Origin of the sequence: Levilactobacillus lanxiensis (genome assembly GCF_016861655.1) — a bacterium.
GTDB classification, from domain to species: Bacteria; Bacillota; Bacilli; order Lactobacillales; family Lactobacillaceae; genus Levilactobacillus; species Levilactobacillus lanxiensis.
In genome coordinates this window covers 267,492-281,837 of the sequence record NZ_BOLN01000002.1, presented here as the reverse complement: position 1 = coordinate 281,837, position 14,346 = coordinate 267,492, and the positions used below count along the sequence as shown (strand labels likewise).

Here is a 14,346-nt window from a genome sequence, read left to right as displayed (position 1 = left end):
CACGGAATGTTACCCGCCACTTTTGAAATCTGTCGGTGGCCGATTTTAACCTTTGACAAACACCGAGGAAGAGGGTATCTTAGGTCTTGTACAATCCAATTAATTACAAAAAATAAGTTAAGGAGGAAAATCACGATGTTGAAGAACGCCACTCAAGTTAAATCACTGCTTGCCGCATGTTGCGAATGTAACGTGTCTTTTTGCGCTACCTCAATTCGTGATTTTCCGGCTAAACCGTAGTAGTACATAGCGCCGACCTAGGTTGGCAGTGTCGAACGGGCTACCGCTTTCACGAGTTAAGTGAAGGCGGTAGCCCGTTTTTTCTGTATTTAAATCATAATTTTGCGGATTGTACACCACAAAAATTTGAGGAAAAGGGAGCAAACTTCTTATGAAAAAATGGACTGGGATTGGGTTAATCGCAGCAGTATTGGCAATTGGTATGGGGTTAGCTGCCTGTGGCCAAACTGCGGCAACGTCCAAGCCGCAACAAGTTTTGCGGTTACCAGCGACGGCCGCACTCGACACCATCGACCTCGCCAAGGCCACCGGTTATGGCCAGACGGGGAACGTTTTTGAAAGTTTTTATCGGTTAGGCAAAGACGGTCAGGTTGCACCAGGGTTGGCAGATTCAGCAAAAATGTCGAAGGATAAAAAGACGTGGACGTTTCATATTCGCGACAACGCAAAGTGGAGCAATGGCGACAAGATTACGGCTCAGGACTTCGTTTATTCCTGGCGGCGGACGTTAACGCCATCCACCAAGTCGTCCTACATGACGATGTTTTCTGGCATTAAAAATGGGGATAAGATTATCGCCGGTAAGGCTAAGCCCAGTACCATTGGGATTCACGCCAAGAACCAACAGACGGTGGTCATCAAGCTGGATAAGCCCATCGCTTACTTTAAAATTTTAATGGCTTACCCGTTATTCGCCCCACAAAATAAACAGGTTATCGACAAATACGGCAAGAAGTATGCCACCAAGTCCGAGTACATGGTCTACAGTGGGCCCTTCAAGATTCAGGGCTGGAACGGGACGGGCAACACCTGGTCCTTTGTGAAGAACAACCAGTATTGGGATAAAAAGGTCGTTAAGCTTCAAAAGATTAATTATCAGGTTGTGACGAATCCCCAAACGGGTCTGAGTTTGTACCAGAACAAGAAACTCGATTTTGCGCAGTTATCCAATGAGCAAGTTAAAAACTACAAGAATGACAAAGAATTCCAGCAATATCCGTATTCCATCGTGATTCATTTGAAATACAACTTCCAAGATGCTGACAAGGCCAAGCGACGGATCATGAACAATCAAAATATCCGCCAGGCCATTGCCTTATCCATCAACCGTAGTCAATTGACCAAGAAGGTGCTGGGGGATGGATCCGTGACGCCAACCGGTTTCGTTGCCAGTGGCTTAGCGCGTGATCCTAAGAGTGGCAAGGACTTTGCTAGCCAGCAGAAGGTCAAGAACACCACGACGTACAACCCAACTTTAGCCAAGAAAAAGTGGGCGGCTGGGCTGAAGCAACTCGGCATCAAGAAGGTTGGCCTGAGCATCATGGCCGGCAACGATGACGTTGCGGCCAGCACCGTGACCCAATACTTAAAGGGTGCGCTGGAAAAGAATCTGAAGGGCTTTGACCTGAAGATTCAAAACGTGCCGGCTTCCGTAGCCCAATCTCGTTCGACCAACGGCGACTTTGACCTCTACCTGTCTCACTGGGGGGCCGACTTCAACGATCCGATTTCCTTCCTGCAGATTCCGGTCAGCTCGAACTCGCTGAACTACGGCAAGTGGTCCAACAAGCAATACGATGCGCTGATCGACAAGGCACAGAACCAAGATGCCGGCAACGATGAGGCCCGTTGGCAAGACATGGTTCAGGCAGCCAAGTTGGTGAACAAGACGCAGAGCTTCACGCCCTTGTACCAAGCGAACTATGCTTACCTGACACGGTCTGACGTTAAGGGGATTATTCACAACACGGCGGGCACCCAGTGGAGCTACAAATACGCTTATATCAAATAATCGCTGGCTACTAGGTTAAATGGTGTGGTAACCGCGCCTCCAGGCCGGTGAAAATGGACCGGAACGCTGTGGGCGAACGCCCAGAGCCAAAGGACGGTCTCTGAGCTTACTTTGAGCCTCTAAGAAACGAGTCTCAAAGATATCAATTCCCTAAGCAACCAAGACCGTTGCTAAGGGAATTCCCACGGCTGAGTCCATTTTCACCAACCTTGCGGCTCACACTGATTTAGACCGGCGCAAGTGATCTTTTGATGATAGTTTTGGTTGAATTGGTTGATTAGGCCATTTGCAGAAATTTTGACTCAGACTTGCTTTGAGCCCCTAAGAAGCGAGTCTCAAAGTCACCATTTTGACTGACCTCACGGCTGAGATTGGTTCAAATCGTTAGTTGATGGTTTCTTCCGTGTTATGTATTTGTGCGTATTCGATCGGTTGATATCAAAAGTCAGCGTGGTTAATGATTGTTGACGTCAGATGTTGTGTAACTAAATTTGGGATACAACTGCTATTTCCAATCATCTGGAAAGAACCAGGTCGCTGGCGCTTCTCGATACTGACTTAGGTGGGCTAACGTCAGTGAGTGGGGACGGGGGACTGGTTACAGCAGGTTTTATCGAATCCGGTTTTGCTAGACCAAACGCTAGTGGAACCGGATTTTTTCGGGGCATAAGTGGACCAATGACCATGATTAGCTTTCAAATTGTGCCCGTTCATGGTATGATGGTTCTCGTAGACATGTACCCATGGTCGGGTACTTTCGAAAATCCTGGCAATTCGCGTTGTTGGGTAATGGCTCTCGGGTTGTAAAATCCGAGAGCTTTTTTGTGTTTTGGGCGTGGTATCATAAAGCGAGAAGGGGATGGCGACATGGCAATTGGACCGGATGATGGGCACGTTTGGGATAGCGATGGGACCCAGGAATATCAAGCGTATTTCGGCACGCCCACTCATGATGACCACGTGCTGTACGAACTTTTAACGGTCGGCGTGTTTCAAGTCGGCCTGAGTTGGCAGGCGGCCGCCAGCAAGCTACCGGTTTATCGGCGGCTGTTTGCGGGGATGGACCCGCAGCGGGTGGCTGGGTTCGAAGACGAACTCGACGGCGAACGGATTGCCAACGATCCAGACATGATCAGCAACGGTCGGAAAATTCGGGCAACCATTCACAACGCCCGAGCCATGGTGCAGGTACAACGAGAGTTTGGCAGTTTCAGTGCCTACCTCTGGGAATTTGTGAACGGCACCCCCTTGTTATTGCCGGCGGTTACCCGAGACATGCTGACCAATCAATCAGGCATCGGCAGCGCGGTCGCCAAGGATTTAAAACGCCGCGGATTTAGTTTTGTCGGCCCGGTTGTGACGCACATGTTTTTACTAGCTGCGGGCCTCTTACGCGAGCAAATCATTGATGATTAAGTGAAATTTAGGTGAGAAATTTATTTAGGACGCAACCGGTTTCTAAGGGACACTTATTAGGGAATGCCGGTATCATGCGGTTCGTTATGAATGAATTTATATCAACTTTGTCTTGACACCCAATTAAAGTTGCATTAGACTTACAGATAAATTAAGCGATTGAAAAAACAATGTGATCAGGAGAGTAACCACCGTTAATGGTTTCAAGAGAGCTCGCGATTTGCTGAAAGCGGGTAACCCACGGCGGGGTGAAGATGGCCTGAAATGAATTGGTATCACTGAGTCCTTGCGATGAGGTGGTAATGTCCGGCACTCATTATCGTGCACGCACTTCAAGGCGCAAGCTGGCGAGTGTTAATGAGGAGCCGGGTGTCTTTAACCTGACTTGAATTAGAATGGTACCACGACAAAGTTCGTTTCTATTAATTTAGGAGCGGACTTTTTCTTTTGGTCGCATTTTTCAATCGTGGCGTTTATCTTATGAGGATAATAGTTTAAAAAACAAAGGGGATTACTGAGTATGAAGAAATCATTTAAGCATTTTAGTTGGCTCTTATTATTGTTGATTCCACTTTTAATTGTTTCCGGCTGTGGCAAGTCTAGCAGCAGCAACAAGACGGTTAAGGTTGGGATCATGGGTTCCGATGAAAAAATCTGGAAACCTATCCAAACGAAGTTAAAGAAGGACGGCATCAACATCAAGTTGGTGACCTTCACCGATTACAACCAGCCTAACGCTGCGTTGACGAACCACGAAATTGATTTGAACTCGTTCCAACACACATTCTTCATGGATCAATGGAACAAGGCGCACAAGACGGACATCGTTTCCATTGGGAAGACCGTCCGCGCACCACTACGTTTGTACTCCAAGAAGGTCAAGAGCGTTTCAGCTATCAAGAAGGGTGACCAAATCACCATTCCTAACGACTCCACGAACGAAGGCCGGGCCTTACATTTACTGCAATCCGCTGGCTTGATCAAGGTGGATTCCAAGGTTAAGTTACCAACGCCTAAGAACATCACGCAAAACAAGTTGAACCTGAAGATCACCGCCGTTGATGCTGCCCAAACGCCACGGTCATTGACCGACGCCACTGGTGCCGTTATCAACAACGAATTCGCTGCCGAAGCTAAGTTGCCAAATAACGAAACCATCTTCAAGGAAAAGATCAACAAGGCTTCTATTCCATACATCAACATCATCGCAACCAACAAGTCTGACAAGAACAACAAGACCTACAAGAAGATCGTGAAGGCTTACCAGACCGAAGCAACGAAGAAGTTGTTGAAGAAGTACTACCACGGCCTGACCATCCCAGCTTGGTAAGATTGGATTAACTTATACCGCCGTCTCACGTTTATTGGGAGGCGGCGGTTAAGTTATTGAAAGGATATAGTGATGGTGAGGACACCGAAGTTACTAATTGGTTAACTGACTATCATCCTGGAAGACAGTTTAAAATGGTGGTCAATGTGAGTGACCAGAGGCGGCCCAAGGTGGTCAGCTGTGTCGGTGGTCTTAACTGAGTGATTTTCTCAGTTTAGAGCACGGGACGACCTGGGAGACTGGGATTTTTCCAGGCTTTCAGGCGAGGTGAAAGACCGGTTCTCAGTCTGGAACCGTTCCCCACAGCAGGACACCTTGAGCCCGCCGCCGGGAACGGCAAATCAGCCACCATTTTAAACCGTCCGGAAGGCGAATTGAAAATTAGTTTAAACATATTAATGAAGAAACTGCCGGCATTGGCGAGTAAGGAGAATGAAGTCTGTGACTAACGAAGCGATTATTCAGTTAAAAGATATCGACGTGACCTTCCATAATAAGGGTCAAACCGTGACCGCCGTCAAAAATGTTTCACTGACGGTCAACCGCGGGGACATCTATGGGGTCGTCGGGTATTCCGGCGCCGGGAAGAGTACGTTGGTGCGGGTCATTAACCGCCTTCAACGGCCAACAGCCGGTTCTGTCGAGGTTAATGGTCAAGATATTTTGGAACTCAAGCCTAAGGAACTCCGGGTTGCCCGGACGAAAATTGGGATGATCTTCCAACACTTTAATTTGATGGCATCCCGGACGATTGCCGACAACGTGGGCTACCCCTTAAAGGGTGGCGAGTTGTCCCATGAGGAACGCCAACAAAAAGTGGCTCATCTCTTGGACCTAGTTGGGTTGACAGAAAAGGCTGAGGATTACCCAGCGCAACTTTCCGGGGGGCAAAAGCAACGGGTCGCCATTGCGCGGGCCCTGGCCAATGACCCCGAGATTCTAATCAGTGACGAAGCGACGAGTGCCTTGGACCCCAAGACCACTTCATCCATTTTGGAATTGTTGAAGCGGTTGAACCAGCAATTAGGCCTGACCGTGGTCCTCATCACCCACGAAATGGAAGCCGTGAAGGAAATCTGTAATAAGGTGGCCGTCATGGATGATGGTGAAATCATCGAACGCGGTGACCTGGTCAGCATCTTTAGCCGTCCCGAAAAGCCATTGACGCAGGACTTCATTAATACCGCAACGCAGATCAATCAAGCACTTGAAAAGATTTACAAACAGGCGCGGACCCTGGGCCTGGACGACCATCAACAGTTGGTTCAACTCCAGTACGTGGGGGCCAGCACCGACGCACCGCTGATTACCGACCTGTACAAGCGTTACGGGGTGGTTTCCAATATCCTTTACGGGAACGTGGAAATTCTCCAAGACACGCCGTTAGGGAACCTGATTGTCGTCATGACCGGGGATCCCGACAAGCTACAGGCTGCTTGGCAATACTGTCAGGACGCCGGCATCACCATTACGCACTTAAAACCAACAGATCCGGAGGTGGCCTAAATGACTTGGTTTGCCAAATATTTTCCTAATGCTGTGACCATGAAGAGTGATTTTCTCCAGGCCACCGGCGAAACACTGTACATGACATTCTTTACCGCCGTTGTGGCGGGGATTCTGGGGATGGCCATTGGGGTTGGCTTGATTGTGACTCAACCCGGCGGTATCCTGGAAAATCGGATTGTTTATAACATTCTCGATAAGATCGTTAACCTGTGTCGGTCAATTCCATTCGTTATTTTACTGGCCGTCATCGCACCACTGACCCGGTTGATTGTGGGGACCGCTATCGGGACCACCGCAGCCATCGTGCCACTGGTGATTGGGTCTGCGCCATTCTACGCGCGGCAGATTCAAAACGCCCTGTCCGAAGTTGACCGTGGCGTGATTGAAGCCGCTGAATCAGTTGGTTCCGGTCCCATCGCAATTATTTTCCGCGTCTACCTCAGAGAAGGGCTGCCGGATATTGTCCGCTCGTCCGTTCTTACGTTGATCAGTCTGATCGACCTGACTGCCATGGCCGGTGCCATCGGTGGTGGGGGCTTAGGGAACTTGGCCATCAACGTCGGGTACAGCCGCTTTGAAAGTGACGTCACGATTCTGGCGATGTTGATCATTCTGGTGATTGTGTTTGCTATCCAGCTTCTCGGTGACCTCTGGGCCCGTAAAGTTGACCACACCGCTTAGAAATGGTGGATAACCGCGCCTTACCGGTCGGCGAAAATTGGCCGGAACGCGGTGGGGAGGACGCCCGAAGCCTGAGAAGCGGTCTTCGAGCTCGCTTTGAACCTCAAAGAACGAGTTTCAAAGTCGCCATTCTGCGAGAAAATTTCTCGCAGAATCCCACGGCTGAGCCAATTTTCGCCAACCTCACGGCTCATACTAGTGTTTAGCTGTGTGCCAACTTTACTGGCGAGTCCTTGCTGGTGAGACTGATATTAAATTTTAAATTGAAAGGCAAAATTACTTCGTCAGTTTGGACGCTGTGATTTTGCCTTTTTTGTTGGAATTTGTGATATGATTTTTAATTTTCTGGGGTGTCTCATGTAATTGGTCAGACCTGGTTAGTGACCAATTGGGTTGGAAGTGGTAAGCTAATTTAGTTCGTTTGCTGTTCACGGGGATGGCGGGAGACACTCACGTGAGTAGCGAACAATTGGGTAACCGGAAAGTTGGGCTGATTGACTGGTGTGCGGGCGGTTGACCCGCTTCGTAATATAACAAAATAAATTTTTGGAGACGGTGATATTTGCCTGTTTTTGCCGCCAAATTCTAATGGTTTTCCGGTAAAATGTAAAAATTATGGCACGACTCGTGTTAATCGTGTCAGTTAAAAACTAATTGAAAATGATAAGTGACTGGGAGAACTAGTGGGGCCAGCATGTGACCGGATAAATGGCTGTGTGACAGTAAGCTCGGTATTGATAGTGAAGATAAGTAACCTGTGTCAGTGACCAGAGGTGGGGCACCTTGACCCCACCGTCGGGAACGGAAGATACAGACTATGTTCAACATCCCAGTAACGAAATGATGATGCATACTTGAGGTATGAGAGAGAAAGGATTTATCGTGTTTTGAAAAATGTAGGTACGCCAACGGAAAATGTTATGAAGGGGATTTTCTGGGCCACGGTGGCTTCGGCCATGTTCGGGGTTTCCGGAACGGTCCTTCAGTTTATTTCACAGGGCCAGTCGATTCCGACCAGTTGGTTTCTGTCCGCCCGGACGATGGGCGCCGGCGTTATTTTGTTACTGATCAGTCTGGTTTTATATGGCAAAGAAACGTTTACGATTTTTAAGAGCTGGCGCGAAGTGTCCTGGCTCTTGGCCTATGCCTTGATTGGGTTGGGCGCGAACCTCCTGACCTTTTACATTGCCGTTCAGTCGGGAAATGCGGCCGCAGCCACGATCTTGCAGTACCTAAGTCCCTTATTCATTGTGTTGGGGAGTCTATTGTTCAAACACGAACGACCACTGCGCAGTGATCTGATTGCCTTTGCGGTCGCGTTAGTCGGGGTGTTCCTGGCGATTACCCGGGGGGACATCACGCAATTGGCCATTCCCGTTAACTCCCTGTTATGGGGGATTGGTTCCGGGATCACGGCGGCTTGTTACGTGGTTTTACCGCGGCCATTGGTACGAGACTATGGTCATGCGCCGATTACTGTGTTAGGCTGGGGAACGTTTATTGCCGGAATTTTCTTCAATCTGTACCATCCGGTATTCCTGAACATGCCACCAATCACTGGGACTCTGATTGGGTCAATGGCCACGGTGATTATCGTGGGAACGATTTTGCCATTCTCCTTGATTCTGTACAGTACCCACTTTGCGCCGTCCGATGTGATTAGTATCGTTGACGCAACGCAGCCAGTGGTGACGTTTATTTTATCCATTATTTTCCTGAGTTTAAAAATTACGATTGCGGAAGTCATTGGTTCCGTCCTAGTGATTGTGGCGATTTACCTGCTACAACAGGGCCGACGAAAGATCGAGACGCAATTTGAGAGAGAAAATTAGGAAGTGAGAAAATGACGACCTTTGATTGGGTGCGTCATGGTCAAACGCAAGCCAACGTTGACCAGATCATGCAAGGACAATTGGATACGGCGGTCACGCATTTAACCGTGAACGGCTTACAGCAGGCCGAACGCCTCGCTCAGTGGCTTCAGGGGAGTCACTACGACCAGTTAGTCAGCAGTCCCTTACATCGGACCCGGCAAACGACAGCGGCCTTAACGGCGAAGCTAGACGTCTTACCGCAGTTCGATGATCGGCTGATGGAGGCCGATTATGGTCAGTGGACGGGGGAAAACTTCCGGGTCTTACAGGAACGGCAACCGGCCGACTTTGACCCACTGACGGGCGAAGCCTTGCCGGATGTGCTGGTCGCAGCTGGTGGGGAGACCTACCGTGACATTCAACGACGCGTGGGCCAGTGGCTGGCCGAAGAAGTGGTTGACCATCCGGATGACCACATTTTGGTGGTGAGCCACGGGCTGACTATCAAGGCGACGGCGCTGTTGATGCTGAACGCGCCAGCGACGACGGCGTTGCCAGAACCGGCCAATACCAGCGTGACCCGAATGGAAATTGATCCGGCGACTGGTCGACGTTATCTCCGAACTTATGGGGTAACGGCACAGTTTAACTAATTTTAAAATTCAAACGAGGCCCCTTAGATGCGTTACGGTATCTGAGGGGCCTTTTTGCATTCGGACAGATTAATTTTAGCCAAAGAAAAATAACCTCACCACAAGGGCGAGGTTATTTTTAGGTTGAGACAGCCGGTTACTTCTTAAGGTTATCTTCCACGTAAGAACGAACTTCATCGTCGGACTTAGCGTCGATTTCCTTCATCGAAGCTTCAGTTTCATCGGTGTTGTGACCATTGGATTCCATGAAGTGATCCCAGAGAGCGTCACGAACAGGTAACTTCTTGTCGGACCAGTCGAACACTTCACTCATTTCTTTATCCAATAATGCAGTCTTTTCTACAACAGCCATAACCATTACCTCCAAAAAAAATTTGGGGTCAGCGGATCTGTTACTGGCATGGGTACCACCGGCTTCAATTTTCATGGTAGTCCTTTTTAGCGGAAATGGTAAATATTTTGTTCATGTGGCGGGGGTTAGTTATTGACGCTCCTTAAATAAAACGGCAGAATAAAGGGGATGGCGCCGGCAAGACTGGCGCAGAAAGCAGGGATTACGGTGAAGTATCGTCAATTTGGTAAAACTAACTTTAACGTTAGTGAAGTTTCCTTGGGCACTTGGCAACTGGGGTCAAAATGGGGCGACCCCTTCGATGAGGCAGACGCGCAAAATACGTTGGCCGCGGCCTATGATGCGGGCGTGAACTTCTTTGACACCGCTGATATTTATCAGGATGGACAGAGCGAACGGGCACTCGCCAAGTTTATCAAGGGCAAGCAGGACAAGGTGTTCGTCTCGACGAAGGTCGGTCGGAAGCTTGATCCCCACGTGGCCAGCGGGTACACCGCAGCCAATATCACTAAATTTGTGGAAGAGAGCCTGACCAATTTAGACGTCGATGCGCTGGACAACGTGCTGTTGCACTGCCCACCAACCCCCGTTTACTATGAACCAGAAGTCTTCTTCACACTCGACCAACTGAAAAAGGATGGTAAGATCAAGAACTATGGGGTTTCCGTTGAACGGGTCGAAGAAGCCATGAAGGCCTTGGACTACGACATTTCCGCCGTAGAAATTATCTACAACATGTTCCGCTTGCGGCCAGCCGATAATTTCTTCAAGATGGCCCAAGCCAAGAATGTCGGCATCATCGCCCGGGTGCCACTGGCTAGTGGCCTGTTGAGCGGGAAATACACGCTGGACACCACCTTTGGCAAAGCGGACCACCGGAACTTTAACCGGCACGGCGAGGCCTTCGATCAAGGCGAAACCTTCTCCGGGGTAGAGTACGCCACGGGGGTCAAGGCCGCAAACGAATTGCACGAACGGTTAGGCTTAGACCAAGCGTTGGCGCCATTAGCTTTACGCTATATTTTGATGGCTGATGCCGTTAGCACGGTAATTCCGGGTGCTTCCAAGCCAGAACAAATTACCCGCAACGTTGCCGCCGCTGATTTACCAGCCTTTACCGCTGACCAAATGGCCATTGTGCGTGACGTTTACAACAAATATATTAAGAACCCAGTTCAATATAAGTGGTAAACAAAAACTCCTGTGGAAAATTTCACGGGAGTTTTTCTTCCGTCTAAACTGTATGTAACGGGTGTAGTAGTCCTGAATAAAATCCTAAAAAGAATGAATCAACTTGAGGAACTAGTAGCAAGGCAAGAGTGATTGTAGCAATGCCAACCATTAACCAAGTATGATGTGATTTATTTTGTCGTTGCTGGGAATAGACTAAAAACAAGAGGACGATAACGCCAATCAAAATGAAGGATTGGGTACTATCTATAAAAGTTGATTCGTCAATTCCGATACTGAGCGAAATGAGTGAAGTAATGACAGCACAGCCAAAGCTCAATAATAAAACTAATGAAAATGGGCGATCGGTCGGATGGGCTAACTTATTCATCATGTGGGTATCTTGTCGGACAAACTCATCAATGGATAATCCGAATAGATCACTCAAAAGAACAACATTTGAAAAGCTGGGGAGAGCAGTACCTTGCTCCCATTTTGAAATGGACTGGTGTGAAATATTTAAGCGATTAGCAAGGTCTTGTTGCGACCAATGTTTTAGTTCACGCTGGGTTTTAATTTGTTGACCAATTTGCATATGATTCTCCTCCTGTGGAAACAAGAATTATCATAGCAAAAATTAGAATTAGTGGCACGCACTATTTGGTTGCAAACGGGTAGTGGCGCTGTTTGTGGCCTATAGAAAAAACTAGCCAGGCTATGAAAAGCACTGACTAGTTTTGATGAAATTCAGGCAACTTGTAAATCCAATACCCAGTTGTCGGCTTGCTTGTTCTTATTCATAGTGGCGGGGTCGCCAACTAAGTCTTCGTTGACCTTAACGACCGTCCCGGCGAATGGCGTTTTGAAGTTTTCGACGGCCTTGTCGCTCTCGACTTCCAAGATGTCATCGCCAGCGGCTAACACGTCATCGGCCAGAATGGGTAGGTCAGCGAAACTAATGTCACCGATTTGTTCGAGGGCGTCGCTAGAAAGGCCCATTCGGTAGTGACCTTGGTCACGTTGTTCCAGCCAAACGCCATCCTTGACGGTAATTTCTGGTGCGGCCGGGGTTTTATTTCCGCGGAACCAGTTCATTAGTCGTTGCCAAAAAGATTGTGGGTGTTCAGTCATCGTAAATTCCTCCCTAATGTCGTTGTTAATTTCTAGTATACCCTTTGCTTGTAACCGCTGACAATAACTTGCTCACGCTGAGGGTGCATGCTACACTAAAAATAATTTCAATCAGTGCTCGCTTGGGCTGAACTACGTGGACCGCGCCTCCGGGCTGGTGAAAACTGGGCCTGGTCGCGTCCGTTCCCGCCGGTGAGCTCAAGGAGCCCTGCTGTGGGGTCGGTTTCAGCCAAAGGGCGGGCTTCCACCTCAACTTTGAGCCAAAGTTCGGTCTCAAAGGTTGTCCCATGCTCTAAATAGAGAAAATCGCTCTATTAAGACCATCGACACAGCCGGGCACCTTGGCTCGCCTCTGGTCACTCCCACGACCGGCCCAGTTTTCCCAGCCTTGCGGCTCACACTGGTTTAGCCCGGAAGCGAGCGACTTATTGATTATTGTTAGTGAGGCGTTGTTTAAGGAATTGACGTGTCTCGATAGCAATTAACGTCGCTAGAAATGGTAAACAAAAATAAACAGAACGGTGTGTTGTTGCCGTTGGTGTCGGAGGAGGACAGGATGGAGCCGGCTGTGTCGGTGGTGTTAGACCGAGTGTTTTTCTCGGCCTTACAGCACGGGACGAACTTTGAGGCGGGTGGGCTTCGCGGCTCAAAGTCGAGCCGGAAGCCCGTTCTTTGGCTGAAGGCGGTCCCCACAGCAGGCGGAATCCTGGCAGCCGCAGACACCAACTCACACAAACCACCTACCTGAAAGGAGTGTTACCTGAAATGTTTTTAATTGATACCAATCGCAACGGCCAAGTCGTGACCGATGCCATCGTCAATCAATCCATCGACAACTACTTAGTCAACGATTTAAAATTACCCGGCCACGGTCTGATGATGTACGTCAACCAACCAGCCGTCATCGTCGGCATTAACCAGACGGTGGGGGCCGAGGTTGATTTCCACTACTTAGAACAAAATCACGTGCAACTCGTGCGGCGGACGTCCGGTGGCGGCGCCGTTTACCATGATGAGCGCAACCTGATTTTTGAGCACATCATTAACGGTGATCCGCAAGATGGGTCGAAATTTGGGGACTACACGGTCTTTGCCGAACCCGTTTTGCGGGCACTCAAGGCGATGGGGGTGGCCGACCTGGGCATCAGCAACAAGAGTGCCTTGACGGTCGACGGCAAAAAGTTCTCCGGCATGACCATGTTTAAAAATGGAGAAGGCTACGCGGCCGGCGGGACCATTATGTACGACTTGAACGTGGATGCGGCCCACGCCTCACTTTTGCCAGCCAGCGACCGGCCTCATCGCGGTGTCGATTCCAACCGGGTGGCGATTACCAATCTGCGGCAGTACCTGGCGCCAGAATACCGGGACTTGGACATTCAAGCTTTCAAGGAAGCCTTACTCTGCCACATTTTTGAAGTGGACAGCCTAGATCAAATTGAAACGTATCACTTGAGTGACAAGGACTGGGCCGTGATTGATCAACGGCTCGCCGAAAAATACGATACGGATGCCTGGAACTACGGCGCCAATCCCGGCTTCCGGGAATATCATAAGCTGACGGTCGCTAACGGTGAGTTGCACGTCAACTTTACCCGCCACGCCGGCAAATTGCGGACAGCCATGTTATTTGGTGCGATCGGCACCCCGGCTCAGTTGCACGCCATTTCGGAACAGCTAACCGGCATCGACGCCACACCCGCTGCGGTAGAGACCGTGTTGACGCAGCCGGATGTGACGGCCGTGTTGGGGGCGGATGCCGTTGCGCCACTTGTTCAGGTATTCACTGAGGAGGCGGCGCAATGAAGGCCAAGTACGACGTGAACCAGTACGTCGGGGTGCCCGTGCAAGCGAATGCCTCCGGCGAGTACGAAATCAAACGTGAACCGGATGGCGATTTCAAGCTCCATTCCTGGCGTACTGGCCGCCACAGCAAGGGCAAGTACAAGGGGACTGGCCAAATTTTCCTGACCGAAAACCATTTGAAGGTGGCGGTGGTCGCTGCCTATCCAGTCGCCTACAAGGAACGGCACGAATACACGCCAATGCAGCGACTGACCAGTGAATTTGTCAGTGAAGACCTGGTACAAGTTGCCACGGCTAAACTGCCGGATTAAGCGTAGCGAATTCAGTTGGGGACAACTCGCAGTTTACCTGACCGTTTAATAAGTCAGTTGTTCCGACTTATTTGAGTAGATTTTAAGGCGACCGATAACGTCTCGGTCGTCTTTTTTGCTACAATAGTGGCAATATAACTT

The 14,346-nt window shown here is 49.4% G+C and carries 13 protein-coding genes; 10 read left to right on the top strand and 3 right to left on the bottom strand.

The features are described from left to right. The first annotated feature begins 391 nt into the window (after window positions 1-391). The 7 genes from JUF22_RS03305 to JUF22_RS03275 all read left to right on the top strand — a co-directional run bounded on the left by JUF22_RS03305 (window position 392) and on the right by JUF22_RS03275 (window position 9,435). Window positions 392-2,032: a peptide ABC transporter substrate-binding protein gene (locus JUF22_RS03305; RefSeq protein ID WP_203643260.1), complete on the top strand. Its 1,641-nt coding sequence runs from the start codon at window positions 392-394 to the stop codon at window positions 2,030-2,032. An 867-nt stretch (window positions 2,033-2,899) separates the two neighbouring features. Further along, complete coding sequence (locus tag JUF22_RS03300; protein ID WP_203643257.1) at window positions 2,900-3,448, top strand: DNA-3-methyladenine glycosylase I; 549 nt, start codon at window positions 2,900-2,902, stop codon at window positions 3,446-3,448. A gap of 520 nt (window positions 3,449-3,968) precedes the next feature. After that, on the top strand, window positions 3,969-4,778 hold the full coding sequence (locus JUF22_RS03295) for a MetQ/NlpA family ABC transporter substrate-binding protein (RefSeq protein WP_203637862.1): 810 nt from the start codon (window positions 3,969-3,971) through the stop codon (window positions 4,776-4,778). 441 nt (window positions 4,779-5,219) lie between these two features. Further along, window positions 5,220-6,284 (top strand): methionine ABC transporter ATP-binding protein, encoded by a 1,065-nt coding sequence (locus tag JUF22_RS03290; protein ID WP_203643255.1) that lies wholly within the window; start codon window positions 5,220-5,222, stop codon window positions 6,282-6,284. Then, window positions 6,285-6,968, top strand: coding sequence for a methionine ABC transporter permease (locus tag JUF22_RS03285; protein WP_203643254.1), 684 nt, complete (start codon window positions 6,285-6,287; stop codon window positions 6,966-6,968). It abuts the gene before it with no gap. A gap of 920 nt (window positions 6,969-7,888) precedes the next feature. Further along, window positions 7,889-8,800 (top strand): DMT family transporter, encoded by a 912-nt coding sequence (locus tag JUF22_RS03280; RefSeq protein ID WP_125763868.1) that lies wholly within the window; start codon window positions 7,889-7,891, stop codon window positions 8,798-8,800. 11 nt (window positions 8,801-8,811) lie between these two features. Next, window positions 8,812-9,435, top strand: a complete 624-nt coding sequence (locus JUF22_RS03275) for a histidine phosphatase family protein (RefSeq protein WP_203643251.1) — start codon at window positions 8,812-8,814, stop codon at window positions 9,433-9,435. Between the two features lie 136 nt (window positions 9,436-9,571). On the opposite strand, the gene JUF22_RS03270 is transcribed toward JUF22_RS03275, so the two are convergent. Continuing rightward, a complete protein-coding gene (locus JUF22_RS03270; RefSeq protein ID WP_125763483.1) occupies window positions 9,572-9,787 on the bottom strand; it encodes a P8 family protein in 216 nt (71 codons plus the stop codon). A 168-nt stretch (window positions 9,788-9,955) separates the two neighbouring features. Here JUF22_RS03270 and JUF22_RS03265 point away from each other — a divergent pair, with 168 nt between their 5' ends. After that, window positions 9,956-10,978, top strand: coding sequence for an aldo/keto reductase (locus tag JUF22_RS03265; RefSeq protein WP_373306103.1), 1,023 nt, complete (start codon window positions 9,956-9,958; stop codon window positions 10,976-10,978). 43 nt (window positions 10,979-11,021) lie between these two features. Here the strand turns inward: JUF22_RS03265 and JUF22_RS03260 are convergent, their stop codons facing one another. Then, window positions 11,022-11,552, bottom strand: a complete 531-nt coding sequence (locus tag JUF22_RS03260) for a helix-turn-helix domain-containing protein (protein WP_203643248.1) — start codon at window positions 11,550-11,552, stop codon at window positions 11,022-11,024. 152 nt (window positions 11,553-11,704) lie between these two features. Further along, on the bottom strand, window positions 11,705-12,088 hold the full coding sequence (locus tag JUF22_RS03255; protein WP_125763477.1) for a glycine cleavage system H family protein: 384 nt from the start codon (window positions 12,086-12,088) through the stop codon (window positions 11,705-11,707). 765 nt (window positions 12,089-12,853) lie between these two features. Between JUF22_RS03255 and JUF22_RS03250 the strand changes: the two genes are divergently transcribed. Both JUF22_RS03250 and JUF22_RS03245 read left to right on the top strand, forming a co-directional pair. After that, window positions 12,854-13,894 (top strand): lipoate--protein ligase family protein, encoded by a 1,041-nt coding sequence (locus JUF22_RS03250; RefSeq protein WP_203643245.1) that lies wholly within the window; start codon window positions 12,854-12,856, stop codon window positions 13,892-13,894. Next, a complete protein-coding gene (locus JUF22_RS03245; RefSeq protein WP_203643242.1) occupies window positions 13,891-14,205 on the top strand; it encodes a DUF7671 family protein in 315 nt (104 codons plus the stop codon). Before JUF22_RS03250 ends, JUF22_RS03245 begins: the two co-directional genes overlap by 4 nt. Window positions 14,206-14,346: the final 141 nt, after the last annotated feature.